Source organism: Pseudomonas koreensis (genome assembly GCF_012986595.1).
Lineage (GTDB): Bacteria > Pseudomonadota > Gammaproteobacteria > Pseudomonadales > Pseudomonadaceae > Aquipseudomonas > Aquipseudomonas koreensis.
Window position 1 is genome coordinate 78,106 of the sequence record NZ_JAAQYM010000001.1, and the last position, 26,096, is coordinate 104,201.

General features: G+C 60.0%; 25 protein-coding genes. 13 read left to right on the top strand and 12 right to left on the bottom strand.

Annotated elements, in window-relative coordinates; translation table 11 throughout:
• Positions 1-48: 48 nt before the first annotated feature.
• Entirely contained in the window at positions 49-417 is a 369-nt protein-coding gene (locus HBN98_RS00380; protein ID WP_083366574.1) for a hypothetical protein, read from the bottom strand.
• A 223-nt stretch (positions 418-640) separates the two neighbouring features.
• On the opposite strand from HBN98_RS00380, the gene HBN98_RS00385 reads away from it, so the two are divergent.
• Both HBN98_RS00385 and HBN98_RS00390 read left to right on the top strand, forming a co-directional pair.
• A complete protein-coding gene (locus tag HBN98_RS00385) occupies positions 641-1,939 on the top strand; it encodes a hypothetical protein (RefSeq protein ID WP_064586625.1) in 1,299 nt (432 codons plus the stop codon).
• Positions 1,932-2,720, top strand: coding sequence for an MlaA family lipoprotein (locus HBN98_RS00390; RefSeq protein ID WP_064586624.1), 789 nt, complete (start codon positions 1,932-1,934; stop codon positions 2,718-2,720). Before HBN98_RS00385 ends, HBN98_RS00390 begins: the two co-directional genes overlap by 8 nt.
• Before the next feature lie 173 nt (positions 2,721-2,893).
• Here the strand turns inward: HBN98_RS00390 and HBN98_RS00395 are convergent, their stop codons facing one another.
• Positions 2,894-3,808, bottom strand: coding sequence for a DUF808 domain-containing protein (locus HBN98_RS00395; RefSeq protein WP_064586623.1), 915 nt, complete (start codon positions 3,806-3,808; stop codon positions 2,894-2,896).
• A 134-nt stretch (positions 3,809-3,942) separates the two neighbouring features.
• On the opposite strand from HBN98_RS00395, the gene HBN98_RS00400 reads away from it, so the two are divergent.
• The gene (locus HBN98_RS00400) at positions 3,943-4,548 is read left to right on the top strand and encodes a TetR/AcrR family transcriptional regulator (protein WP_007969638.1); all 606 of its coding nucleotides are present in this window, start codon (positions 3,943-3,945) and stop codon (positions 4,546-4,548) included.
• A gap of 100 nt (positions 4,549-4,648) precedes the next feature.
• Here the strand turns inward: HBN98_RS00400 and HBN98_RS00405 are convergent, their stop codons facing one another.
• On the bottom strand, positions 4,649-5,107 hold the full coding sequence (locus HBN98_RS00405; RefSeq protein ID WP_083369359.1) for an REP-associated tyrosine transposase: 459 nt from the start codon (positions 5,105-5,107) through the stop codon (positions 4,649-4,651).
• Positions 5,108-5,319: 212 nt separating this feature from the next.
• Complete coding sequence (locus tag HBN98_RS00410) at positions 5,320-5,760, bottom strand: GlcG/HbpS family heme-binding protein (protein ID WP_064586621.1); 441 nt, start codon at positions 5,758-5,760, stop codon at positions 5,320-5,322.
• A 269-nt stretch (positions 5,761-6,029) separates the two neighbouring features.
• Between HBN98_RS00410 and gcl the strand changes: the two genes are divergently transcribed.
• From gcl to HBN98_RS00450, 8 genes are all read left to right on the top strand, one after another.
• Positions 6,030-7,805, top strand: coding sequence for a glyoxylate carboligase (gene gcl / locus HBN98_RS00415; RefSeq protein WP_064586620.1), 1,776 nt, complete (start codon positions 6,030-6,032; stop codon positions 7,803-7,805).
• Between the two features lie 175 nt (positions 7,806-7,980).
• On the top strand, positions 7,981-8,763 hold the full coding sequence (gene hyi / locus HBN98_RS00420; protein ID WP_025111893.1) for a hydroxypyruvate isomerase: 783 nt from the start codon (positions 7,981-7,983) through the stop codon (positions 8,761-8,763).
• Between the two features lie 200 nt (positions 8,764-8,963).
• Positions 8,964-9,857, top strand: coding sequence for a 2-hydroxy-3-oxopropionate reductase (locus HBN98_RS00425; protein ID WP_039769769.1), 894 nt, complete (start codon positions 8,964-8,966; stop codon positions 9,855-9,857).
• A gap of 154 nt (positions 9,858-10,011) precedes the next feature.
• On the top strand, positions 10,012-11,286 hold the full coding sequence (locus tag HBN98_RS00430; RefSeq protein ID WP_083366575.1) for a glycerate kinase type-2 family protein: 1,275 nt from the start codon (positions 10,012-10,014) through the stop codon (positions 11,284-11,286).
• Entirely contained in the window at positions 11,283-12,698 is a 1,416-nt protein-coding gene (pyk, locus tag HBN98_RS00435; RefSeq protein WP_064586618.1) for a pyruvate kinase, read from the top strand. The genes HBN98_RS00430 and pyk overlap by 4 nt, the downstream gene beginning before the upstream one ends.
• Before the next feature lie 183 nt (positions 12,699-12,881).
• Positions 12,882-13,796 carry an urea transporter gene (locus HBN98_RS00440; RefSeq protein ID WP_064586617.1) on the top strand — a complete coding sequence of 305 codons (915 nt, stop codon included), beginning with the start codon at positions 12,882-12,884 and terminating at the stop codon, positions 13,794-13,796.
• 21 nt (positions 13,797-13,817) lie between these two features.
• Complete coding sequence (locus HBN98_RS00445; RefSeq protein WP_064586616.1) at positions 13,818-14,642, top strand: ion transporter; 825 nt, start codon at positions 13,818-13,820, stop codon at positions 14,640-14,642.
• A 184-nt stretch (positions 14,643-14,826) separates the two neighbouring features.
• The gene (locus HBN98_RS00450; protein ID WP_083366576.1) at positions 14,827-15,825 is read left to right on the top strand and encodes a sulfate ABC transporter substrate-binding protein; all 999 of its coding nucleotides are present in this window, start codon (positions 14,827-14,829) and stop codon (positions 15,823-15,825) included.
• Positions 15,826-15,882: 57 nt separating this feature from the next.
• On the opposite strand, the gene HBN98_RS00455 is transcribed toward HBN98_RS00450, so the two are convergent.
• The 3 genes from HBN98_RS00455 to HBN98_RS00465 form a co-directional block, all read right to left on the bottom strand.
• Positions 15,883-16,830, bottom strand: a complete 948-nt coding sequence (locus HBN98_RS00455) for a hypothetical protein (RefSeq protein WP_151101701.1) — start codon at positions 16,828-16,830, stop codon at positions 15,883-15,885.
• Complete coding sequence (locus tag HBN98_RS00460) at positions 16,817-18,058, bottom strand: ParB N-terminal domain-containing protein (RefSeq protein ID WP_083366577.1); 1,242 nt, start codon at positions 18,056-18,058, stop codon at positions 16,817-16,819. Before HBN98_RS00460 ends, HBN98_RS00455 begins: the two co-directional genes overlap by 14 nt.
• 304 nt (positions 18,059-18,362) lie before the next feature.
• Positions 18,363-18,983, bottom strand: coding sequence for a DUF5666 domain-containing protein (locus HBN98_RS00465; RefSeq protein WP_083366578.1), 621 nt, complete (start codon positions 18,981-18,983; stop codon positions 18,363-18,365).
• Between the two features lie 243 nt (positions 18,984-19,226).
• On the opposite strand from HBN98_RS00465, the gene HBN98_RS00470 reads away from it, so the two are divergent.
• Positions 19,227-20,414 (top strand): MFS transporter, encoded by a 1,188-nt coding sequence (locus tag HBN98_RS00470; protein WP_083366579.1) that lies wholly within the window; start codon positions 19,227-19,229, stop codon positions 20,412-20,414.
• Positions 20,415-20,488: 74 nt separating this feature from the next.
• Entirely contained in the window at positions 20,489-21,370 is an 882-nt protein-coding gene (locus HBN98_RS00475) for a LysR family transcriptional regulator (protein ID WP_083366580.1), read from the top strand.
• A 103-nt stretch (positions 21,371-21,473) separates the two neighbouring features.
• On the opposite strand, the gene HBN98_RS00480 is transcribed toward HBN98_RS00475, so the two are convergent.
• Genes HBN98_RS00480 through HBN98_RS00500 form a run of 5 tightly spaced genes read right to left on the bottom strand, consistent with a single transcriptional unit; the run spans position 21,474 to position 26,094 of the window.
• A complete protein-coding gene (locus HBN98_RS00480; RefSeq protein ID WP_064586610.1) occupies positions 21,474-21,878 on the bottom strand; it encodes a hypothetical protein in 405 nt (134 codons plus the stop codon).
• 28 nt (positions 21,879-21,906) lie between these two features.
• The gene (gene ccmI / locus HBN98_RS00485; RefSeq protein ID WP_083366581.1) at positions 21,907-23,109 is read right to left on the bottom strand and encodes a c-type cytochrome biogenesis protein CcmI; all 1,203 of its coding nucleotides are present in this window, start codon (positions 23,107-23,109) and stop codon (positions 21,907-21,909) included.
• A complete protein-coding gene (locus HBN98_RS00490; RefSeq protein ID WP_064586608.1) occupies positions 23,106-23,576 on the bottom strand; it encodes a cytochrome c-type biogenesis protein in 471 nt (156 codons plus the stop codon). The genes ccmI and HBN98_RS00490 overlap by 4 nt, the downstream gene beginning before the upstream one ends.
• On the bottom strand, positions 23,573-24,109 hold the full coding sequence (locus HBN98_RS00495) for a DsbE family thiol:disulfide interchange protein (RefSeq protein ID WP_064586607.1): 537 nt from the start codon (positions 24,107-24,109) through the stop codon (positions 23,573-23,575). Before HBN98_RS00495 ends, HBN98_RS00490 begins: the two co-directional genes overlap by 4 nt.
• Entirely contained in the window at positions 24,106-26,094 is a 1,989-nt protein-coding gene (locus tag HBN98_RS00500; RefSeq protein ID WP_083366582.1) for a heme lyase CcmF/NrfE family subunit, read from the bottom strand. The genes HBN98_RS00495 and HBN98_RS00500 overlap by 4 nt, the downstream gene beginning before the upstream one ends.
• Positions 26,095-26,096 lie beyond the last annotated feature (2 nt).

Below are 26,096 nucleotides of genomic sequence, written 5' to 3' on the forward strand. Positions count from 1 at the left end.
GTTCGGTGTAAGCCTGTTGGAACTGCCGAAGGCTGCGATCTTTATCTATCAGGCGCTGCGGGACGCCCGGACGAGGCGCAACCCGGCGATCACCACCGCAAACACCGCCAGGGTGGTGTTGTACAACGCCAATGCCGGCAGCCCGAACACCAGCGCCAGCACCGCCAGCCACCACCCTGCCCGGCCGGGCAAGACAAACCCGAGCAGTGCCGCACCCAGCGCAGTCCAGCCCAATACCTTGAAGTGAATCATCAGCCCCAGGTTCGAACGCACCGAGCATTCCCAGCGGCTCGCCTCATCGACGCAGATGCCGACCCACTGTCCATCCTCCATGAAGCCATAACGCGCGCCATAACTGGCGGCCAGCCACAGCGGCAACAGCACGAGCAACAGGATCACGGGCAAGCGGCGGGACATGAATCTCTCCAATCAACGAAATCGGCGGCCAGCTTAATCTGCCCGCACGCATTGGCAAGCACTAACAACTGTTAACTGGTCATGTGAGGCGTGCAAAGTGTATCGTCCAGCTACTATTACTCCGAATTCTGCCTGTTTGGTGCCGCGGCATGGCACTTTGGCGCGCGGCCGGTGGTCATAGCCTGCGAACTTCATTCGGCACCTTCCTTTAAGGGATCCAGTCATGCTCCGTTCCTTGCGCTTCGCCGCGCTGTTCAGCGGCCTTATTTTGAGTGCGTCCGCACTGGCGGTGGATATCGATGCCGCCAGTTATGGCTATCCCCTGACCAACCCGTTCGAGGCGACTATCGCCACGACGCCGCCGGACCTGCGCCCGGAGTTGCCGTCCAACGACGACATCAACCAGTCCGACCACAGCATCACGTTGCGCCCGGAACGGGCCTTCATCCTCCCGGACAATTTCTGGGCGGTGAAGAAACTCACTTACCGCATCGCCGAGCAGGACAAACCGGCGCCGCTGATCTTCCTGATCGCCGGCACCGGCGCCCGCTTTGACAGCACGCTCAACGAATACTTGAAGAAGCTCTACTACAAGGCCGGCTACCACGTCGTGCAGTTGTCGTCGCCGACCAGTTTCGACTTCATCAGCGCCGCTTCACGCTTCGCCACACCCGGTATCACCAAGGAAGACGCCGAAGACATGTACCGGGTGATGCAGGCCGTGCGCGCGCAGCATCCGAAACTGCCGGTCACCGAGTACTACCTCAGCGGCTACAGCCTCGGCGCCCTGGATGCCGCATTCGTTGCGCACCTTGACGAAACCCGACGCAGCTTCAACTTCAAGAAAGTCCTGCTGCTCAACCCGCCGGTCAACCTCTATACCTCGATCACCAACCTCGACAAGCTGGTGCAGACCGAAGTGAAGGGCATCAACAACAGCACCACTTTCTATGAACTGGTGCTGAGCAAGCTGACCCGCTACTTCCAGCAGAAAGGCTACATCGACCTCAATGACGCCCTGCTCTATGACTTCCAGCAGTCCAAGCAGCACCTGACCAACGAGCAGATGGCGATGCTGATCGGCACCTCGTTCCGCTTCTCGGCGGCCGACATTGCCTTTACTTCGGACCTGATCAACCGTCGCGGCCTGATCACCCCGCCGAAATTCCCGATCACCGAAGGCACCAGCCTCACGCCGTTCCTCAAGCGTGCGCTGCAATGCGACTTCGATTGCTACCTGACCGAACAGGTGATCCCGATGTGGCGCGCCCGCACCGACGGTGGCAGCCTGCTGCAACTGATCGATCAGGTCAGCCTGTACGCGCTCAAGGATTACCTGCATGACAGCCCGAAAATTGCCGTCATGCACAACGCCGACGACGTGATCCTGGGCCCTGGCGACTTGGGCTTCCTGCGCAAGACCTTCGGTGATCGCCTCACCGTTTATCCACTGGGCGGCCATTGCGGCAACCTTAACTACCGCGTCAACAGCGACGCCATGCTGGAGTTCTTCCGTGGCTAAATATCTCCTGCTGATTGCAGCGCTTCTCAGTGCAGGCGTGGCCCAGGCCGACAACAGCAAAGCCAACGCGCCGGTGGTGGTCGACAGCGACGGCTTCAAGGAGCCGCTGTCCAAACTCAAGTTCAACCCGGGGCTGGACCAGCGTGAGTTCGAGCGTTCGACACTCAACGCGCTCAACGTCTATGACCCGCTGGAGTCGTGGAACCGCCGCGTCTACCACTTCAACTACCGCTTCGACCAATGGGTGTTCCTGCCGGTGGTCGACGGTTATCGCTACGTGACGCCAAGCTTCCTGCGCACCGGGGTCAGCAACTTCTTCAACAACCTCGGCGACGTGCCGAATCTGGTCAACAGCCTGCTGCAGTTCAAGGGCAAGCGCTCGATGGAAACCACCGCGCGCCTGCTGCTCAACACCACCATCGGCATTGCCGGCCTGTGGGACCCGGCGACCGCCATGGGCCTGCCGCGCCAGAGCGAAGACTTCGGCCAGACCCTGGGCTTCTACGGCGTACCGGGCGGCGCCTACTTTGTGCTGCCGATCCTCGGCCCGTCGAACATCCGCGACACCGCCGGCCTGGCCGTGGACTACACCGCCGAATCGGCGATCAACTACCTGAACGTGTCGGAAGTCAGCTCCAACCACCCGGAAATCTGGGCCCTGCGCGCCGTCGACAAGCGCTACCAGACCAACTTCCGCTACGGCCAGATGAACTCGCCGTTCGAGTACGAGAAAGTGCGCTACGTCTACACCGAGGCGCGCAAGCTGCAGATTGCCGAGTAACACCGGCGGCAAACAAAAAGGGCCATTCGATGCGAGTCGAATGGCCCTTTTTGGTGGATCACTGAAATCCAATGTGGGAGCGAGTCTGCTCGCGAATGCGGTTCATCAGACCCGAAAGGGGTGACTGACTCGGCGTCTTCGCGAGCAGGCTCGCTCCCACAGGGTTATTGTGTTCAGCCCTTGATCGCGCGCCAGATTTTGCCGACCAGCGAAACCACGGCCAGCACTGCCGCGCCCGCGATGATCCCCGCGACGCCATTGAGCAACACAGGCACCGCAAATCCGGCGCCGCCCGCCGCAGCGCCAACGCCTTCAATCCAGTGATGCACCAGCGGAATGCCGTGGGTCAGGATGCCGCCGCCGACGAGGAACATCGCCGCCGTACCGATCACCGACAGGCCTTTCATCATGTACGGCGCGGCGCGCAGGATCGCGTTACCGATGCTTTTCGCCGCCGAGGCGGATTTCTGCGTCAGCCACAGGCCCAGGTCGTCGAGTTTGACGATGCCGGCCACCAAGCCATAGACGCCGACAGTCATGACAATCGCGATGCCGGACATCACGATCACTTGCTGGGTCAGCGAGGCGTCGGCCACGGTGCCGAGGGTGATGGCGATGATTTCCGCCGAGAGGATGAAGTCGGTGCGGATCGCCCCTTTGATCTTGTCCTTCTCGTAGGCCACCAGATCGGTGCTCGGTTCGGCCACCGCCGCGCTCAGTTGCGCGTGGTCGGCGTCATCCTCGGCCTTGCTGTGCAGAAACTTGTGCGCGAGCTTCTCGAAACCTTCGAAACACAGGTACGCACCGCCGACCATCAGCAGCGGCGTCACCAGCCACGGCACGAACGCACTGATCGCCAGCGCCGACGGCACCAGAATCAGCTTGTTGAGGAACGAGCCCTTGGCGACTGCCCAGACCACGGGAATTTCCCGCTCGGCGCGCACCCCGGAGACCTGCTGGGCATTGAGCGCCAGATCGTCGCCGAGCACCCCGGCGGTCTTCTTCGCGGCCATTTTGCTCATCAACGCCACGTCATCCAGCACGGTGGCAATATCGTCGATCAGCACCAGCAAACTGCTTCCTGCCATGAATCTTGTTTCCTTATGTGAATAATGCCGCGCAGCATACCGCGACTGCAGGCCACACGGGGCATTCTTGAGCCACGCGCGAGGCCGGTGCTACCATGCGCAACCGCCAGAACAGGCAAGGAACCACCGGGTTTATGAGCACAATCCGCGAGCGCAACAAAGAACTGATCCTGCGTGCTGCCAGTGAGGAGTTTGCCGACAAGGGCTTCGCTGCGACCAAAACCAGCGACATCGCCGCCAAGGCAGGATTGCCCAAGCCCAACGTCTACTACTACTTCAAGTCCAAGGAAAACCTCTACCGCGAGGTTCTGGAAAGCATCATCGTGCCGATCCTGCAGGCTTCGACCCCGTTCAACCCGGACGGCGTGCCGAGCGAAGTGCTCAGCGGCTACATCCGCTCGAAGATCCGCATCTCCCGCGACCTGCCTTTCGCCTCCAAGGTGTTCGCCAGCGAAATCATGCACGGCGCCCCGCACCTGAGCGCCGATCTGGTCGAGCAGCTCAACAGCCAGGCCAAGCACAACATCGACTGCATCCAGAGCTGGATCGACCGCGGCCAGATCGCCCCGATCGACCCTAACCACCTGATGTTCAGCATCTGGGCCGCGACCCAGACCTACGCCGACTTCGACTGGCAGATTTCTGCGGTGACCGGCAAGGACAAGCTGGACGAGGCTGATTACGAGGCGGCGGCGCAGACGATTATTCGGTTGGTGTTGAAAGGGTGTGAGCCGGACTGAGACCTAGTCGCAGCCATCGCGAGCAGGCTCACTCCTACAGGGGAACGTATTCCAAATGTAGGAGTGAGCCTGCTCGCGATCAAGGCGACACGGTTTTGGCTCAAACCCAAATGGCATCCCACAGCGGATAATCGCCTAGCTTTTCAACCAGACCAGCCCGCAACGGGTTGGCTACGACATACCTTGCCATCTTCACTAAATCCTCCTCCCGCCGCAGTGCCCGGTCATGAAATCCTCTTTGCCAGAGGCAAACATTTCTGCCGGTAGCCTGATTCACCGCTTTGGTACTCAGCGATTTGGTCTTCTGCATCAGTTCGCTCAACGATCCTCTCTGCAATTCAATTAACCAATGAAAATGATCCGGCATCACCACCCACGCCAGTGAGTTCGCCAAGCCGAGATCTTGTGCCCGCCGAAATTGATGAACCACCAAGCGGCCCAACGCAAAATCGGCAAAGATCGGTTTGCGATCAAGTGTGTTGGTCGTCAGAAGGTAGATTCGATTGGGCTCGGCATAGCGACCGGCTCGTAATCGATGTGCAGCGGGTAGATCAGGCATTCCTTTGCCTCCCATGATCAGCTCATGAGAAGACTAGTTCTGCGTGCTCAGGTAGATGGGACAGACTGTTGGCTGGATGTTTCTGGGAGAGAGCTATCGCGAGCAGGCTCACTCCTACAGGAGGTTTGTGGTGTTCAGACATTTTGTGTCCAACCAAGATCCCTTGTAGGAGTGAGCCTGCTCGCGATAACGGTTAATCAATCAACGCAGATTCAAGCCGCCACCCCCGCATCCGCTTTCAAATCCAGCGCCTCCACCGCTTTGATTGCCACCTGCTCATCAATATCCGACAGATCGCCGCTGATGCCGATCGCACCCAGCACATTTCCCGCCTGATCGCGGATCAACACACCACCCGGTGCCGGCACGACGCTGCCCTGGCCCATGCTGTTCAGCGCGGCAATAAACGCCGGGCGTTGTTGGGCGTCCAGTGCCAGCAGGCGTGAGCCTTTGCCCAGCGCGATGGCGCCCCAGGCTTTGCCGATGGCGATCTGCGGGCGCAGCAGGCTGGCGCCGTCTTCGCGTTGCAGGGTGATCAGGTGGCCGCCGGTATCGAGTACCGCGATGGTCAGCGGCGCGGCGTTGGTGCCGCGCCCGATGCTGATGGCTTCGTTGACCAGGTTGACTGCGACTTTCAAGGTTAAAGCGCTCATGGTGCCGTCCTCATTTTGTTATTGGGAAAGTCGTGGAGCTGCGCGGTTGTGCCGCAGCTCGATGCCACAAATAGAACACAATGAACTATTTTTTTGTATACAATAATTCTCGAAAAGCGCCACATGCGACGAAAAGCCACAGCAGAACCTGGCTTCCGACGAATGAAACAGGCGCTTGAGAAAATGGATTGACCTGCGCCGTCCGCCGTGAATACACTCTGCGCAAAGCCACTTGTATACAATTACAAAACGTAAAGAGGCACAAAACCATGAGCAAAATGAGAGCAATCGAAGCCGCCGTTCTGGTGATGCGCCGTGAAGGGGTTGATACCGCTTTTGGCATTCCGGGTGCTGCGATCAACCCGCTGTACTCCGCACTGAAAAAAGTCGGTGGCATCGATCACGTCCTCGCTCGCCACGTTGAAGGCGCGTCGCACATGGCCGAGGGTTACACCCGCACCAAGGCCGGCAACATCGGCGTGTGCATCGGTACATCCGGCCCGGCCGGTACCGACATGGTCACCGGGCTCTACAGCGCGTCGGCCGACTCGATTCCCATCCTCTGCATTACCGGCCAGGCACCCCGCGCCCGTATGCACAAGGAAGACTTCCAGGCGGTCGACATCACCAGCATCGTCAAGCCCGTCACCAAGTGGGCGACCACGGTTCTGGAGCCGGGCCAGGTGCCTTATGCGTTCCAGAAAGCCTTCTATGAAATGCGCTCCGGCCGTCCTGGCCCGGTGCTGATCGATCTGCCGTTCGACGTGCAGATGGCTGAAATCGAATTCGACATCGACGCTTACCAGCCTTTGCCGCTGGCCAAGCCGACCGCGACCCGCGTTCAGGTCGAGAAGGCTTTGGCCCTGCTCGATCAGGCTGAGCGTCCATTGCTGGTGGCCGGTGGCGGCATCATCAACGCTGACGCCAGCGACCTGCTGGTCGAGTTCGCCGAACTGACCGGCATCCCGGTCATCCCGACCCTGATGGGCTGGGGCACCATCCCGGACGATCACCCGTTGATGGTCGGCATGGTCGGTCTGCAGACGTCGCACCGTTACGGCAACGCGACGATGCTCAAGTCCGACGTGGTGCTGGGTATCGGTAACCGTTGGGCCAACCGTCACACCGGCTCGGTCGACGTGTACACCGAAGGTCGCAAGTTCATTCACGTCGACATCGAAGGCACGCAGATCGGCCGCGTGTTCACCCCGGATCTGGGCATCGTGTCCGACGCCGCTGCCGCACTGACCGTGTTCATTGAAGTGGCGCGTGAGTGGCAAGCCGCCGGCAAGCTGAAAAACCGCAGTGCCTGGTTGCAGGACTGCCAGCAGCGCAAGGCCAGCCTGCAGCGCAAGACCCACTTCGACAACGTGCCGGTCAAGCCGCAGCGCGTGTATGAAGAGATGAACCAAGTATTCGGCAAAGACACCTGCTACGTCAGCACCATTGGTCTGTCGCAGATTGCCGGCGCGCAGTTCCTGCACGTCTACAAGCCGCGTCACTGGATCAACTGCGGTCAGGCCGGCCCTCTGGGCTGGACCATTCCGGCAGCGCTGGGCGTGGTCAAGGCCGATCCGAACCGTAAAGTCGTGGCCCTGTCGGGGGACTATGACTTCCAGTTCATGATCGAGGAGCTGGCGGTCGGCGCTCAGTTCAAACTGCCTTACATCCACGTCGTGGTGAACAACTCGTACCTGGGGCTGATCCGTCAGGCCCAGCGCGGGTTCGAAATGGACTACTGCGTGCAGCTGTCCTTCGATAACCTGAACGCGCCGGAACTCAACGGTTACGGTGTCGACCACGTCGCGGTTGCCGAAGGCCTGGGCTGCAAGGCGCTGCGTGTGTTCGAACCGGCTGACATCGCCCCTGCCCTGCGCAAGGCCGAACAGATGATCGAAGAGTTCAAGGTGCCGGTGATCGTCGAGATCATTCTGGAGCGTGTGACCAACATCTCCATGGGGACCGAGATCAACGCCGTCAACGAATTCGAAGACCTGGCGCTGGTCGGCAACGATGCGCCAACGGCGATTTCGCTGCTCGATTAACTGCTGACCGCTCTCCCAGTGGGAGCGGGCCATGTGGCGAGGGAGCTTGCTCCCGCTGGGGCGCGAAGCGGCCCTGAAATCCTGGGTCTGCTACGCAGCCCAGCGGGAGCAAGCTCCCTCGCCACACAAGCCCGCTGCCATATGGGGAACCTCACACGATTTACGGGAGACCACCATGCCGCGTTTCGCAGCCAACCTGTCCATGCTGTTCACCGAACAGGATTTCCTTGCCCGTTTCGACGCCGCCGCCAAAGCCGGTTTCAGTGGCGTGGAATACCTGTTCCCGTACGACTTCAGCTCCGCCGAAATCAAGGCCAAACTGGATGCCAACGGTCTGACTCAAGTGCTGTTCAACCTGCCGGCCGGTGACTGGGCCAAGGGCGAGCGCGGTATTGCGTGCCTGCCGGATCGGGTCGAGGAGTTCCGCGCCGGTGTCGATCTGGCGATTGCCTACGCGCAAGTGCTGGGCAACACCCAGGTCAACTGCCTGGCCGGTATCCGTCCGCAAGGCGTGGACGATGCCACCGTGGAAAAGACCTTTGTCGCCAACCTCAAGTACGCGGCCGACAAGCTGCAGGCGGCGGGTATCAAACTGGTGATGGAAGCGATCAACACCCGCGACATCCCGGGCTTCTACCTGAACAACACGGCGCAAGCCCTGTCGATTCGCGAACAGGTCGGCAGCGCCAATCTGTTCCTGCAATACGACATCTATCACATGCAAATCATGGAAGGCGATCTGGCCCGCACCCTGCAATCGCACCTGGGCGAGATCAACCATGTGCAGCTCGCGGACAACCCGGGGCGCAACGAGCCGGGCACCGGTGAGATCAACTACCGCTTCCTGTTCGAACACCTGGACCGCATCGGTTATCAGGGTTGGGTTGGCTGTGAATACAAGCCGCTGACTACCACTGAGGCGGGCCTCGGCTGGCTGAAGACCCACAACGCAATTTAAGAACACTGCAAAACCCTTGTGGCGAGGGAGCTTGCTCCCGCTCGGCTGCGCAGCAGTCGTAAACCCTGCAAACCGATTTTGTCTGACACACCACAGTGGCTGGTTTTGGGGGGGCTTCGCCCCCCAGCGGGAGCAAGCTCCCTCGCCACAAAGTGTGTTCGGCAGATTATTTGGCTACACAAAAACAAGAGGATTTTCTCATGGCTAAAATCGGATTTATCGGCACCGGCATCATGGGCCACCCAATGGCGGCAAACCTGCAGAAAGCCGGTCACAGCCTGTTCCTGTCGGCGCACCACGACGCCGCCCCGGCTGATCTGGTGGCTGCTGGCGCCGTCGCCCTGGCCAACCCGCGCGACGTGGCGCAGGAAGCTGAATTCATCATCGTCATGGTCCCGGATACCCCGCAGGTCGACGACGTGCTGTTCCGCGCCGACGGCGTTGCTGCCGGTATCGGCAAAGGCAAAGTGGTGATCGACATGAGTTCGATCTCGCCGACCGCCACCAAGGCGTTTGCCGCCAAGATCAACGAGAAAGGCGCGCAATACCTCGACGCGCCCGTCTCCGGCGGTGAGGTCGGTGCCAAAGCCGCGACCCTGAGCATCATGGTCGGTGGCGACGCCGATGCCTTCGAACGCGCCCTGCCGCTGTTCCAGGCGATGGGCAAGAACATCACCCTGGTCGGTGGCAATGGCGACGGTCAGACCGCCAAGGTCGCGAACCAGATCATCGTCGCGCTGAACATTCAGGCCGTGGCCGAAGCCCTGCTGTTCGCCTCGAAAAACGGTGCTGATCCAGCCAAGGTGCGTGAAGCGCTGATGGGCGGTTTCGCTTCGTCGAAGATTCTCGAAGTGCACGGCGAGCGCATGATCAAAGGCACCTTCGATCCGGGCTTCCGCATCAGCCTGCACCAGAAGGACCTGAACCTGGCGCTGCAAGGTGCCAAGGAGCTGAACATCAACCTGCCGAACACCGCCAACGCCCAGCAAGTGTTCAGCACCTGCGCGGCCATCGGTGGCAGCAACTGGGACCACTCGGCGCTGATCAAGGGCCTGGAACACATGGCCAACTTCTCGATTCGCGACAAAAAATAAAGCCTGCACAAAACCCTGTGGGAGCGAGCCTGCTCGCGAAAACGGTTGCACATTCAACATTCATGTTGGCTGACACACCGCCTTCGCGAGCAGGCTCGCTCCCACAAGGGTTCCGAGTTGCCCTTTCGAATAACAAGAATTCCGGGAGCCCGCCATGTCGGTCGATCCGCAACAACTGCTGCGCGAGCTGTTTGCCACAGCCATCGACGCGGCCCATCCGAACCAAGTCCTCGAAGCCCATCTGCCCGCCGATCGCACTGGCCGGGTGATTGTCATCGGCGCCGGTAAAGCGGCCGCCGCCATGGCGCAAGTGGTCGAGCGCTGCTGGCAGGGTGACGTCTCTGGCCTGGTGGTGACCCGTTACGGTCACGGCGCTCCGTGCGAAAAAATCGAAGTGGTCGAAGCCGCGCATCCGGTGCCGGACGCCGCTGGTCTGGCCGTGGCCAAACGGGTGCTCGAACTGGTCAGCAACCTGACCGAAGACGATCGCGTGATCTTCCTGCTCTCCGGCGGCGGCTCTGCCCTGCTCGCCCTGCCGGCCGAAGGCATCACTCTGGCCGACAAGCAGTCGATCAATAAAGCCCTGCTCAAATCCGGCGCGACCATCGGCGAGATGAACTGCGTGCGCAAGCACCTCTCGGCGATCAAAGGTGGGCGTCTGGGCAAGGCCTGCTGGCCGGCCACTGTTTACACCTACGCGATTTCCGATGTGCCGGGTGACCTCGCCACGGTCATCGCTTCCGGCCCGACGGTGGCCGACCCGAGCACTTCGGCCGAAGCGCTGGCGATCCTCAAGCGCTACGGCATCGAAGTTCCGGCCTCGGTGCGCACCTGGCTGCAAAGCCCGGAATCGGAAACCGTCAAACCCGGCGATCCGAGCCTCGCCCGCAGTCATTTCCAGTTGATCGCCCGTCCTCAGCAATCGCTGGATGCCGCCGCAGTGAAATGCCGACAGGCCGGTTTCAGCACGCTGATCCTTGGCGACCTGGAAGGTGAATCCCGCGAAGTGGCGAAGGTCCACGCCGGCATCGCCCGGCAGATCATCAACCATGGCCAGCCATTGGCGGCGCCGTGCGTGATTCTTTCCGGTGGCGAAACCACCGTGACCGTGCGCGGCAATGGCCGTGGCGGACGCAACGCCGAATTCCTCCTCAGCCTCACCGACAGCCTCAAGGGTCAGCCCGGCGTCTATGCGCTGGCCGGTGACACCGATGGCATCGACGGCTCGGAAGACAACGCCGGCGCCATCATGACCCCGGACAGCTACGCCCGCGCCGCCGCCCTCGGTTTGAGCGCTAGCGACGAGCTGGATAACAACAACGGTTACGGCTACTTCGAGGCGCTCGACGCGCTGATCGTCACCGAGCCGACCCGCACCAACGTCAACGACTTCCGCGCCATCCTGATCCTTGAGAACTGCAAATCATGACGCCTGACAAAAAGGTCAAAATCCTCGCCACCCTCGGGCCTGCTGTCGATGGCATCGAAGACATCCGTGAACTGGTCGAGGCCGGGGTCAACATCTTCCGCCTCAACTTCAGCCACGGTGATCACGCCGACCATGCCAAGCGCTATCAGTGGATCCGCGAAGTCGAGCGCCAGCTCAACTACCCGCTGGGCATCCTGATGGACCTGCAGGGGCCGAAACTGCGGGTCGGCAAGTTCGCCGACGGCAAGGTGCAGTTGCATCGCGGCCAGGCGTTTCGCCTCGACCTGGACGCCACTCCCGGCGATGAACGCCGGGTGAACCTGCCGCATCCGGAGATCATCGCCGCGCTGGAAGCCGGCATGGACCTGCTGCTCGATGACGGCAAACTGCGTCTGCGCGTGGTCACCAAATACAGCGATGCGATCGACACCACCGTGCTCAACGGCGGCGAACTGTCCGACCGCAAAGGGGTGAACGTGCCGCAAGCGGTACTTGAACTGAGCCCGCTGACCGCCAAGGATCGCCGCGACCTGAGCTTCGGCCTGGAACTGGGCGTGGACTGGGTAGCGCTGTCGTTCGTGCAACGTCCGCAAGACATCCTCGAAGCCCGCGAACTGATCGGCGACAAAGCCTTCCTGATGGCGAAAATCGAGAAGCCGTCGGCGGTCGAGCAACTGCGCGAAATCGCTGAATTGAGCGACGCGATCATGGTGGCCCGTGGCGACCTCGGCGTCGAAGTCCCGGCCGAGAGCGTGCCGCAGATTCAGAAAAACATCATCACCACTTGCCGTGAACTGGGCAAACCGGTGGTGGTGGCGACCCAGATGCTGGAATCGATGCGCTTCTCCCCGGCCCCGACCCGCGCCGAAGTCACCGACGTCGCCAACGCCGTGGCCGAAGGTGCCGATGCGGTGATGCTCTCGGCCGAAACCGCGTCCGGCGAATACCCGCTCGAAGCGGTGCAGATGATGAGCAAGATCATCCGCCAGGTGGAAAACGGTCCGGACTATCAGACCCAGCTCGACGTCAGCCGACCGAAAGCCGAAGCGACCGTGTCCGATGCCATCAGCTGCGCAATCCGCCGCATCAGCAACGTGCTGCCGGTGGCGGTGCTGGTCAACTACAGCGAGTCGGGTGCGTCGAGCTTGCGTGCTTCGCGGGAACGGCCGAAAGCGCCGATCCTCAACCTGACGCCGAACCTGCAAACGGCGCGGCGTTTGAGTGTGGCGTGGGGCATTCACTCGGTGGTCAACGATCGCCTGCGTCAGGTTGATGAAGTCTGCTCGACGGCACTGGAAATCGCCCAGGCGCAGGGTATGGCCGAGCGCGGTGACACGCTGCTGATCACGGCGGGTGTGCCGTTCGGGCAGCCGGGTTCGACCAACTCGCTGCGGATCGAAACGTTGATCTGAAGAAAGCTACACAACCTGTGGCGAGGGAGCTCGTCGAGTCGTCGCTTTTAGGGCATGACGGTTTTCACAGAAGAACCGCATCAACCCATGTTGGGGCCGCTACGCGCCCCAGCAGGAGCAAGCTCCCTCACCACAGTTATTTGCAAGACCTTTTGATTTTCCAACTGCCCAGATTTTCTCGACATGCCTGCCAATCATTTCAACACCCACTGCCCCGACTGGGCCGAGGCCCTGCTCAACGGTTTCAGTCAGATATTCCTCCAGCGCCATCCGCTGTGCGGCCTGCTGTGCCTGCTGGCGATCCTGCTGACTGCGCCGGTGCTGTTTGCCGGTGCGCTGCTCGGCGCGGTCGCCGGATTGCTCACCGCGCAACGGCGTAACTACTCCAAGGCCGATCGTCAGGCCGGATTGTTCAGTTACAACGGTGTGCTGCTCGGTTTGTTGCTGAGCCTGTATTTCCCCTGGTCGCCGATGCTGCCGCCGCTGATTCTCGCGGCCGGTGGCCTGAGCGCGATGGCCACGCAGCAATGGCTCAAACACGTGTACCGTAGCCGGTCGATACCGGCCTACACCTCGCCGTTCGTAGCGATGAGCTGGATCCTGCTGCTGTTCGCCGAACCGTCCGCGCCGACGGCTCACATCGAGATGAATACGCTGAACCTGCTCGCCGCGGAGCTGCGTGGATTGGGCCAGGTGATGTTCCTCGGTCATCCGCTGGCCGGCGCATTGATTGCCGGCGGCTTGCTGATCGCTGATCGACGCGCGTTCTGCTGGGCGATGCTGGCGTCGGCCATCGGCCTCGGCTCCAGCCTGCTGCACCACGAAAGCAGCACTGCGCTGCTCGGCCTTGGCAGTTACAACGCCGTGCTCGCCGCCCTCGCCTTCAGCACGCAACGTCAACAACCGTGGCTGCCGCTGCTGGGTATCGTCCTTGCGCTGCTGGTCACGCCGCTGTTCGTCGCCCTCGGCCTGGCGACACTGACGGCGCCGTTCATCCTCGCCGGCTGGCTGATCCGCGCCGGGATTCAGATGCTCGGCAAAGCCGCCGTCGACGGCACGCCTTGCGCTCATGGGGAGAATCAACCTAGGCTGCGCTGATCTTTGATTCAGGCGTTATCCATGGACAGCAGCAACAGTTGGCGTGAACGGCTTTACGTCATGATTTTCCAGAGCGACACCCTTGCCGGGCGGCGCTTCGACGGCATCTTGCTGTTGATCATCCTCGCCAGTCTGGTGATCGTGATGCTCGACAGCATCGACAGCGTTCACCGCAACTACGCCGATGTGCTGGCGTACATCGAGTGGGGCTTCACGGTCATCTTTCTCGGCGAGTACATCCTGCGTTTGTATTGCTCACCGAAGCCGCTGCGCTATGCCTTCAGTTTCTACGGGCTGGTGGATTTGCTGGCGATCGTGCCCGGGATCCTCGCGCTGTATTACAGCGATGCCCAATACCTGCTGATCATCCGCATCATCCGCATGCTGCGGATCTTCCGGGTGCTCAAGCTCAGCCCGTACCTAAAGCAAGCCAACTACCTGATGTCGGCGCTGCGCGGCAGCAAGCAGAAGATCGTGGTGTTTCTGGTCAGCGTCTGCACCCTGGTAACGGTGTTCGGCACGCTGATGTACGTGATCGAAGGCCCGGAACATGGCTTCACCAGCATCCCCAAGGGCATCTATTGGGCTATCGTCACGTTGACCACGGTCGGCTTCGGCGACATCGTGCCGAAGACCCCGCTGGGTCAGGTGATTTCGTCGCTGGTGATGATCACCGGTTACTCGATCATCGCCGTGCCCACCGGGATTTTCACTGCGGAACTGGCCAACGCCATGCGCGGTGAACAGCTGCAACACGACTGCCCGGTGTGCAAGAAAAGCAGCCATGAAAACAGTGCGGCGTTTTGCTCGCGGTGTGGCAGTCAGCTGTTCAAGAAAATGGAATAAGCACAGAGCTTTTTAATCTTTAAACGACTATGCGTGCCCCGTTATAGTCAGTGGCAATTGAACATCACCCCCTGTAGGAGCTGCCGCAGGCTGCGATCTTTTGATGTTGTTTTTATAAGCTCAAGATCAAAAGATCGCAGCCTGCGGCAGCTCCTGCACATACATAGACAACAAGGAATGCGCAGTGAAAAAACTCTTTGGCGCCTCACTTCTCGCCGCCGGTCTTGCCTTTGGCAGCGTGGCTCAAGCCGCACCGACCCTGCTCAACGTCTCCTACGACGTGATGCGCGATTTCTACAAGGACTACAACACTGCGTTCCAGAAACACTGGCAGGCCGAACACAACGAAAACATCACCGTGCAGATGTCCTTCGGCGGTTCGAGCAAGCAAGCGCGTTCGGTAATCGACGGCCTGCCGGCGGACGTCATCACCATGAACATGGCCACCGACATCAACGCCCTCGCCGACAACGGCAAACTGGTCCCGGAAAACTGGGTCACCCGCCTGCCGAACAACAGTGCGCCATTCACCTCGGCCACCGTGTTCATCGTGCGCAAAGGCAATCCTAAAGCCCTGAAAGACTGGCCGGACCTGCTCAAGGACGGCGTGCAGGTGATCGTGCCGAACCCGAAAACCTCGGGCAACGGCCGCTACACCTACCTCTCGGCCTGGGGCTACGTGCTGAAGAACGGCGGTGACGAGAACAAGGCCAAGGACTTCGTCGGCAAACTGTTCAAGCAGGCACCAGTGCTGGATACCGGTGGCCGCGCCGCGACCACCACGTTCATGACCAACCAGATCGGCGACGTGCTGGTGACCTTCGAAAACGAAGCCGAGATGATCGCTCGCGAGTTCGGTCGCGATCAGTTCGAAGTGATCTACCCAAGCGTTTCCGCCGAAGCCGAGCCACCGGTTTCCGTGGTCGATAAAGTGGTCGACAAGAAAGGCACCCGCGCTGCGGCCGATGAATACCTGAAGTACCTGTGGTCGCCGGAAGGCCAGGAAATCGCTGCCGCCAACTACCTGCGTCCACGCGACCCGGCGGTGCTGGCGAAGTACACCGACCGCTTCCCGAAAGTCGACTTCCTCTCGGTGGAGAAAACCTTCGGTGACTGGCGCTCGGTGCAGAAGACCCACTTCAATGATGGCGGGATCTTTGATCAGATCTACAACGGCCAGTAAGGCGTGCGCTGAAGTGAAAAAGGCGACCTGAAAAGGTCGCCTTGCATTTCAAACCGATTAGGGACTTAAGCGAGAATGCGCTTTTCTTCCCCACCACTCACCAAATTTAGTCGGAGAAAATACAGATTTTCCCGACTGAAAAAAAACGGAGTCAGGGGCGTGTCTGCAGATCAGGAAAATCAATTCTGCGATACCCCACACCTGAACACCCAACTTTTGGCACTCATCTTTTGATGCTGCGCTAAGGCGATAAGTTGTAACAAGAACCAATTGAAGCGGCGTTAGCATTTGAATACCAAACGAGCGCCAGCTACCACTTTCACTTCGCTGAATTAACCAACCTCCGATCAATTCTCGAATATGCGCCGGGCTAATAATTTTCGGCTCATCATGGTTACTACCAATGGCAGCTTTTGAAGATGCCACAACCATGACTTTCTGGCCGGGCCTTACTACTCCATCCCCTACGGCGCCGAGTGAGAATGACTCTTCTATATCAATCAGCTGACTCCAGGCAATTGCATCTATACCTTGATCACCAGATCCTTTCGTTGCCTCGCCAACAGAGCATGCGCCGGAAAGAATGGCTGCCGCCACGAGTTCAAGGTTATGACCTTTATCAATATTCAATAACTCAGCGCGGATTTTTTTGTGTTTTTTTACTCGCTCTAAAAAATCAGGCGGGTAAGTTGCCGGCAACCCTGTTCTTGATAGATATGTACACAGCCCAGAAATAAAGCTCTTACCATTAATACCAGAATAAACAACAAACTCTGCAATTTCACAGCGATCCCGCAACATTTGTTCACGCGCGAGTGAAAGATGCCCAATCGCAATTGCAACCTCGCCATTTGGATCGGGATCAGGGAGCGCCGCCGCAAGCTGAATTTGGTTTAAACCAAGATGGACCCCATAAAAATCTTCCACTGAAGTCTCTGGTGCATCGATTGAAATTTTTTTTGCAGCACTAATAACTTTTGATATTTGCCCGTCAGTTAACGCCATGACTTACTCCAGACAAGGCATTAATTATTGCCAACATCTTTGTCACTTGAACCTTCAACTCCTCTAGTTTCTGCTGCGTCTCAGGAGACTCGGTTAAATCATCCGTAGTAGTTCTCTTCAACGTACGAGTAAACATTGCGATTTTTTTGGGAAGCTCCCCCTCTTTCCGCTCCTCAAAAAAAATCTCAGCCGATCGAAAATCTCGATCGCTTAGCGCTTCCAGAACCGAACTATCTTCCAGTTTTAACATTTCACGGAGACGTCGAACAGCTAACTCTGCGGAAACCTCAACGGCATTGTTATCTTCCAAATCCTCCGTTTCACCAGATGCATCAGTGAGCTTATTTAGTAAGTAATGGAAAAAAACCTCCTCATTGTCTTTATCAAGATAGCTCATATCACGCTCTGACCACCCCAACCATTTCGATATGGCAGGTGCCCGCGCTGCTTCAGAAAACGCGTTATAGGTCAAAGTGTGCTTTATCAGAATCCTCTTTTCAAAACTCACAAAATCCTTGTATAGAACATGTGCTTTCAAATCTCGTAGCACTTCTGCTTTTTTTCGTCCAAATCGCTCAGCAACCTGAACCACACTCCAGCCGTCCTCAAAAATTAGTCTGGATTGAAACTCATAACGACTCGCCGGCTCCCAACTCTTGGCCCCCATCAAATGGCGCATACCAATGTAGATTTCAGAAGCACGTCGATATGCCTCCAACTGCTCGACGTTACCGTCGATTACCGGCCCTTCCAATACAAAACAAGGGAGCGTTCTTAGTGTCTCTTTTACCTGAGGACGAAGTTTGTCGTAAGTACCAGGATCATTGATCAGCCTTCGTACAGCAGTAACACGGCGATTACCTTCAAGAACCAAAAACTTATCGCCGTCATACTTGGCAACAATCAGCCTTTCATGTTTCAAGAAACCATTATTGGCAATAGAGGCTGACAATGACGCTATATCGAAGCGAGGTTCACGATTTACAATTTCAAACAGTTTATCTTGAATAGAAGGCTGCCCAAAAAGCTTGACATTTAGATCTTTATAAGTCTCGCCCAGCCGCTCCAACAACCTTAGGTTATGGGGATCCAGCAACAAGCATGAAGGATCAATCTCTTGAGAAACACCCTCGGGCAAATCAAGAGCCGGCCCCTTAACATCTACCTTCCGTGCTTTTTCAGGCAAAGGCCTTTTAATTCGTTTCTCTGGAGCCGATTTTGCCACCATTGAGGGCATCCTTAATAAATTATTGATTCACACTCTAGTTTTTTTTTGCTTCCTAGCCAACCCCAAAAACCACTGGAGCCGGTGTTCCGAAAAAACCAACCAGTGCAGAGTGAAAAATTCTGTAATCTACTCGTCTTAGGCTCGAATTTTCCTACCTGCGCGACAAACCAAAGCTACAAAAGAAGGAAATTAAGCATACGACCCAGTCGCTTTTTTACTCATACGGGAAAATCCAGCCGGGCTACTCCAAAATGGAAAAATGCGTAAAAGCGATGATTTAATCGCATGCATTAAGCAGCCATGACTACATCGGCGGCTTGACGCCATCCTTACCCGCCGAGATCGATTGCGCAGTCAGCGTGCCATCAGCGCTCTGGGTCACGAAGCTGACAATCTTCACCCCAACCTTGAGCAAGCTGCGATCCCCCGGCGTCAGGTTGACGATCGGCACGTCCTCCGGCACCTGGATCTTCTGCTGCCCGCCCTTGTAGTTGACGGTCAGCACCCGGCCATTGCTCACCACCAGGTCGCCGACGCTGCCATTGGTCATGCTGCTGCCCTTGGCCAGGTCGAACGGCCGATGCCCGTCACCGCTACCGGCCAGTTCCGGCGGGAATACGTGCACTTCCAGCGCCTTGAGCGTGCCATCCTCCTGGGGCATGGCCGCGGAGCCGATATAACTGCCGGGTTTGATGTCTTCGATATTGGCCAGCGTGACGGCGCGGACTTTGGTATCGCCGGTCAACTGAATCACCACGTTCTCGCCGCTGTTGACGTGCACTTTCAACGAATCGGTGCTGACCCCGGTGATCTCGCCGCGCACGCCGAGGCGCGTACCCGGGGCATCAGCGGCCTGCACCGCAGTGACTCCGAGCAGGCCGATCAAGGCAATCGTGGTGGTGTGACGCAGCAGCTGACGCAACATGGCATTCCTCCAGTGATAAACAGTAAGAGAGCAGCGGTAAACATAAGCACGCTATCGAAGAAGATGTAAGTGAATGTATCATCACACCTCCCCGGCCGGACGCAAGGTTCGCCGATGGACGCCACCCTGCGGCAAGCCAATCATTCCGCAACGGAATAACTGATATCGACACAAGGCTTCTACCGCCGCTACGGTGCGTCCCTTAGCCTCACCGCATTCCCTTTCGCTGGATCGAGAAACCTTATGAACGCCACAACTCACGCAATGACCCGAGGCATGGTGCTGCTGTTCGCCTTCTGCTGCGGTGCGATCGTCGCCAACATCTACTACGCGCAGCCGATCATCGGCCTGATCGCGCCGGACATCGGCCTCTCCGACACCATGGCCAGCTTCATCGTCTCGCTGACGCAGATCGGTTATGCGCTGGGCCTGTTCTTCCTGGTGCCGCTGGGCGACCTGCTGGAAAACCGTCGGTTGATGATCATCACCACCGTGGTGGCGATTGCCAGCCTGCTCGGCGCGGCGTTCACCAGTCAGCCGAATGTGTTCCTGCTGATCTCGTTGCTGGTGGGCTTCAGCTCGGTGTCGGTGCAGATCCTGATTCCCCTGGCCGCGCATCTGGCGCCGGAAGAATCCCGTGGCCGGGTGGTCGGCGGGATCATGGGCGGTCTGCTGCTGGGCATTCTGCTGGCGCGCCCTGTGTCGAGCGTGGTGGCTGACCATTTCGGCTGGCGCGCGATGTTCATGATCGCCGCCGGATTGATGGCGGCGATCAGCGTGGTGCTGGCGTTGACCGTGCCCAAGCGCCAGCCGGATCACAGCGCCACCTATGGCCAGTTGATCGGTTCGCTGTGGACGCTGCTGCGCCAGCAACCGGTGCTGCGTCAGCGGGCGTTTTATCAGGGCTGCATGTTCGCCACGTTCAGCCTGTTCTGGACCGCCGTGCCACTGGAATTGGCGCGCAACCATGGCCTGTCGCAAAGCGAGATCGCAATCTTCGCCCTGGTCGGCGCCATCGGTGCCATCGCCGCGCCGATCAGCGGACGCCTGGCCGACGCCGGCCACACCCGCATTGCCTCGCTGCTGGCGATGCTGTTCGCCAGCCTGAGCTTCCTGCCGGCATTCATCCACCCGGCCTACAGCGTGATCGGCCTGGCCGTGACCGGCGTGGTGCTGGATTTCTGCGTACAGATGAACATGGTCCTCGGCCAACGTGCGGTCTATTCGCTGGACGCCAAAAGCCGCGGTCGCCTGAATGCGCTGTACATGACCAGCATCTTCATCGGCGGCGCCTTCGGTTCCTCGGTCGCCAGCGCGGTGTATGAACACGGCGGCTGGTTGTGGATCGTGATTGTCGGCAGCGCGTTCCCGCTGCTGGCACTGTTGCGGTTTTTGAGTGTTTCGCAGCGCGGTTCATTGGCAACGGCGTAAGACGTCAAAAGCTTCGCGAGCAGGCTCGCTCCCACAGGGGCCATGATCCATTCAAGATTGCGCAAGGAACTGAGATGGACCGCCTCGCCGCCATGGAAACCTTCGTCTACGTCGTCGAAACCGGCTCGTTTTCCGCCGCCGCGCGACGGCTGAATATCGGCCAGCCCGCCGTGTCGAAAACCATCGCCCAACTGGAAAAGCGCCTGGCCGTCAGCCTGTTGCTGCGCTCGACCCGCGGCCTGACCCCGACCGAGGCCGGACTGGCCTATTTCGAACGGGCCAAGCGCGCCATCGACGAAGCCAACGAGGCCGACAACGCCGCCCGGGACAGCGCCAGCGGTTTGAGCGGGAACCTGCGCATCAGCGCTGCGGTGACCTTCGGCCGTCTGCACGTCGTCCCGCACCTGGGGGCATTTCTCGATCAGCATCCGCAACTGAACATCGACCTGATGCTTGACGATCGCAACATCAACCTCGTCGAGGAAGGCATCGATGTCGCCCTGCGCTTGGGCGCACTGACCGATTCGGGCCTGACCGCCCGCAAGATTGCCGACTGCCGCCGCGTGGTGCTCGGCACCCCCGCGTACTTCGCCAAACACGGCGAACCGACCTGCCCTGCCGAACTGAGCAAGCACCAGGCCGTCGTCTACAACCTCGGCGGCGGCACCACCTGGCAGTTCACCAAAGGCGCAGAACAACAACCGGTGATCATCAGCGGTCGCCTGCGCGTCAGCGCGGCCGAGGGCGTGCGCGAAGCCGTACTGGCCGACCACGGCCTGACGCTCGCCTCCGAATGGATGTTCGCCCCGGAGCTGGCCAGCGGCGCAGTCAAGACCGTCATGCACGACTGGACACTGCCCGATCTGGATCTATGGGCGGTTTTTCCGACGGGAAGGCTGGTGAGTGCCAAGGCGCGGGCGTTTGTTGAATATATTCAGGGGTTGCTCGTCAGCTGATCAGCAAGATCAAAAGATCGCAGGCTTCGCCAGCTCCTACGGGTCATCAAATACTGCCGGACAACACACAACAAAACGGCGATCCGAAGATCGCCGTTTTTCATTACTGCCCGAACTGCTTGCCCAACCCCGGCGGCACGCCGTGGATGTCGGTGTCTTCCCAAGGGCCGTTGGGGCTGACGGAGCGGGTCCAGCCGTTGTTCCAGCGGAAGTAGGTGCGCTGGCGGTAGAAGGTGTTGGGCTGGTCGTCGAGGACGTAGACCCCGAGCTTCTGGTCCCAGTGGCTGTTGCCACCCGGTGGCGGGGCGAAGCTGGCGGAGGTGCGGGGCACCGGTTTGGACGGTTTGGCCGGGATGCTTTTGCCCGGCGTCGGCGAGGTCGACGGGGTCGGGCCCGGTTGCGACGGCGGGATCGGCGGCAGGTTGGTGGTGGGTTCCGGTCGGTGCACCGTACATGCGCTCATGCCCAGGGCCAATGTGATGACGGTGATGCGGGCGAGGCTGTGCATGGCGGTGCTTTCCTGTGGGTCCGGGTGGTTATTTGTCCGGGCTGTCGATGATCAGTTTTTGTGGCGCGGTGGTGCTGCTGGCCAGCGGGCCGCTGCGACCTACCCACTCCCCGGCGGTCGGCTGACCGGCGCGAGAGATGCGTGCAACCAGTTGGACTTCAGGAAAGTTCGACAGTTTCAACTGCGGCATCATGGCGTCGGCATCGCCCAGTTCGACGGTCACCGGCAGGTCCGCCACGGTCAGCCGCTTGGCGGCCAGCGGTGCCGGTGGGCCGGAAACGGCACGGGCGAAGATGAACACGCTGTCGCCCGGCTGCACCTTGCTTCTGAGCTCACTGGACAGGTCAACCTGCACCTTGAGCAGTGCCGCGACCTTGGCAGCCGGCGCTTCGGCAACCGTTCCACCGCTGGCCTTCAGGCGTTCGGCAGCACGCTCGATCCCGCCTTGCAGCGCGACGCGGGAGTTGTCGTCGGCCGGCAATTGCGCCAGCAGGCGGTTCCAGTAATCGATCGCTTGCTGATAACGCTCGCCTTCGAACGCGGCGATCCCGAGCAGGCCGAGGCTGGTGACTTCTTTCGGATCGGCTTTCAGCGCTTCGTCGGTCAGCGCCTGGATCTTGTCCGACCACTTCTTGCCGTCGGCAAAGTATTGCGCCTGCGCCCACTGGCCAAGCAGCTCCGGCTGACGGCCAGCGAGGTTGGCCGCGCGCTCGAACATTTTCGCCGCGTCCGCCGGACGATCTTGAGCCATGTAGGTGCGTCCGAGGAAGTACAGGCCTTCCGCCGAATCCGGTTGTGCGGCAACGGCACGCTCCAGACGTCGGGTCATCTCTTCCATCGACTGCGGAGCCTGGGCGAATTCGCGGGTCAGCTCGACCTTGTCGGCGGCGCCGAAGTGCAGGTACAGGCCCAGGCCCAACACCGGCACAAGCACCGCAGCCAGCAGGGGCAACGGCTTGCCCAGTTTCGAGACACGCGGCGCAGCAACGCCTTCGGTGTCGGCGAGCAGTTCTCGCGCCGCTTCGGCGCGACCGCTGTCCATTTGTGCGGCATCGAGTACACCTTCGGCTTGCTGCGATTGCAGCTCGGCCACGCGCTCCTGATACAGCGCGACGTTCAGGGCAGTTCGATCCTCCTCACGCTGGGCGCGACGCCCACGCAGAACCGGGATCAGCAGAAAACTCAGGGCGACCAGAAGCAACAGCCCTGCGGCAAGCCAGAAATCAATCATTCTTGGTTTTTATCCAACAGTTGGTCGAGGCGCTGACGCTCTTCGATGGACAGCGATTGCGGAGTCTCGGTGCGCTGGCTGCGACGGCGGCGCACGATCACCACGATCACCACCAGGCCGCCCAGCAGCAGCCCGGCCGGGCCGAACCACAGCAGCGCGGTCTTGGCATTGAGCGCCGGTTTGTAGCGGACGAAATCACCGTAGCGGTCGACCATGAAATCGATGATCTGCTGATTGTCCTTGCCCTCGCCGAGCATGCGGAAGATCTCTTTGCGCAGGTCGGCGGCAATCGGGGCGTTGGAGTCGGCGATGTCCTGGTTCTGGCACTTGGGGCAGCGCAGTTCCTTGGTCAGTTCACGGAATCGCTCGCGATCGCCTTCTTTGGCGAACTCGTAAGTGTCAATCGCGGCGTGAGCCACACCGACCAGACTCAGGCCCAATACCACGGCGGCGAGCAAGCGCTTCATGGCTTGGCCTCATCGACCAGCGCCTGATACTTGGCCGCGAGTTTTTCGCGCCAGACCTGCTCGTCGATCACCCCGACGTACTTGTCGCGAATGATGCCCTTGGCGTCGATGAAGAAGGTTTCCGGCGCACCGTACACGCCGAGGTTCAACCCCAGCGAGCCTTCGTCGTCGCGGATGTCCAGCACATACGGATTGTGGAATTCGGCCAGCCACTTCAAGGCATCGGCGTTGGTGTCCTTGTAGTTGATGCCATAGATCACCACGCCGCGCTCGGCCAGTTTGTTCAACACCGGGTGCTCGACCCGGCAGGAAATGCACCAGGTGCCCCAGACGTTGACCAGCGCCGGTTTGCCGAGAATGTCAGCCTTGGTCAGGGTCTTGTCGCCCTGCACGTTCGGCAGGGTGAAGTCCGGGAATGGCTTGTTGATCATCGCCGACGGCAGTTCCGCCGGATCGAGGTACAGACCCCGATAAAGAAACACTGCCACCAGCAGGAAAATCGCCAGGGGTACCAGCATCAACCAACGTCTCATGCAGCCGCTCCTTGCAGGCCGAGGGCTTCACGCACCTTGGCTTTGACCTTGACTCGATAACGCCGATCCAGTGCCGCCAGCAACCCACCCAGACCGGTCAGCAGACCGCCGAACCAGATCCAGCGCACGAACGGTTTGACGTGGACCCGCACCGCCCAGGCGCCGTTTTCCAGCGGTTCGCCCAGGGCAACATACAGGTCGCGGGTGAAACCGGCGTCGATCCCGGCTTCGGTCATCATCGAACTCTGTACGGTGTACAGACGTTTTTCCGGGTGCAGCACGCTGACTTCCTTGCCGTCGCGGATCACCCGGACGGTGCCCTTGTCGGAGGTGAAGTTCGGCCCTTCGAAATGCCTGGCACCTTCGAAAATGAAGTGATACCCGGCCAGGTCCATCGACTCGCCCGGCGCCAGGCGCAGGTCGCGCTCGGCGCTGTTCTGGCTCGACAGCACCACACCGAGCGCGCACACGGCGATACCGAGGTGAGCGATCTGCATGCCCCAGTAGCTGCGGGTCAGGGTTGGCAGGCCCTTGATCAGGCCTTTGTGGCGAGTCTTGTCGAAGATGTCGCGCACACCGGCCAGCAACACCCACGCGGCGAGCAGGAATGTGGCGATCACCGCCCAGTTGAAATCGCCGTAGGCGATACCGGCTACCACGGCCAATGCGACGCTGCCGAGCAACACCGGGGTCAGCATGTTCGCCAGCCATTTCACCGGGGTGTCTTTCCAGCGGACGATCACGCCAACCGCCATCACCAGCATCAGCAATGCCATCAGCGGGATGAACAACGCATTGAAGTACGGCGGGCCGACCGACAGTTTGGCGCCGCTGATCGCATCGAGAATCAGCGGGTACAGGGTGCCGAGCAGGATCATCGACGCCGCCACCACCAACACCAGGTTGTTACCCAGCAGCAGGGTTTCCCGCGACCACAGGTTGAAGCCGACCTGGCTCTTGACCACTGGCGCACGCAACGCGAACAGGGTCAGCGAGCCGCCGACCACGAACAGCAGGAAGATCAGGATGAACACGCCGCGCTCAGGGTCCGAAGCAAACGCATGGACCGAGGTCAGCACGCCGGAACGCACGAGGAACGTGCCGAGCAGACTGAGCGAGAACGCAGCAATCGCCAGCAACACCGTCCAGCTCTTGAACACGCCACGTTTTTCCGTGACCGCCAGCGAGTGAATCAGCGCGGTACCAACCAGCCATGGCATGAACGAGGCGTTTTCCACCGGGTCCCAGAACCACCAGCCGCCCCAGCCGAGTTCGTAGTAGGCCCACCACGAGCCGAGGGTGATGCCGATGCCGAGAAAGGCCCAGGCGACGATGGTCCATGGACGCGACCAGCGTGCCCACGCAGCGTCAAGACGACCACCGAGCAAGGCGGCGATGGCGAACGCGAAGGCCACGGAGAAACCGACATAACCCATGTACAGCATCGGCGGATGGACGATCAGGCCGATGTCTTGCAGCAGCGGGTTGAGGTCACGCCCATCGGCCGGGATCTGCGGCAGGATCCGCGAGAACGGGTTGGAGGTGAGGATCAGGAACAACAGGAAACCGGTGCTGATCATGCCCATCACCGCCAGCACGCGGGCGAGCATGACTTGCGGCAACTGGCGGGAGAACACCGACACGGCGAAGGTCCAGCCACCGAGGATCAACGCCCACAGCAGCAGCGACCCTTCGTGGGCGCCCCACACCGCGCTGAACTTGTAGTACCACGGCAGCGCGCTGTTGGAGTTCATTGCCACGTAGCCGACCGAGAAATCGTCGGTCATGAACGCGTAGGTCAACGCGCCAAACGCGAACAGCAGGAATGCGAACTGGCCCCACGCTGCCGGCTGGGCCAGGCCCATCCACAGACGGTCGCCGCGCCACGCACCGAGCAACGGCACCACGGCCTGCACCAGCGCAAAACACAGCGCCAGAATCATCGCCAGATGACCGAGCTCGGGTATAAACAATGCGGACGTCATCG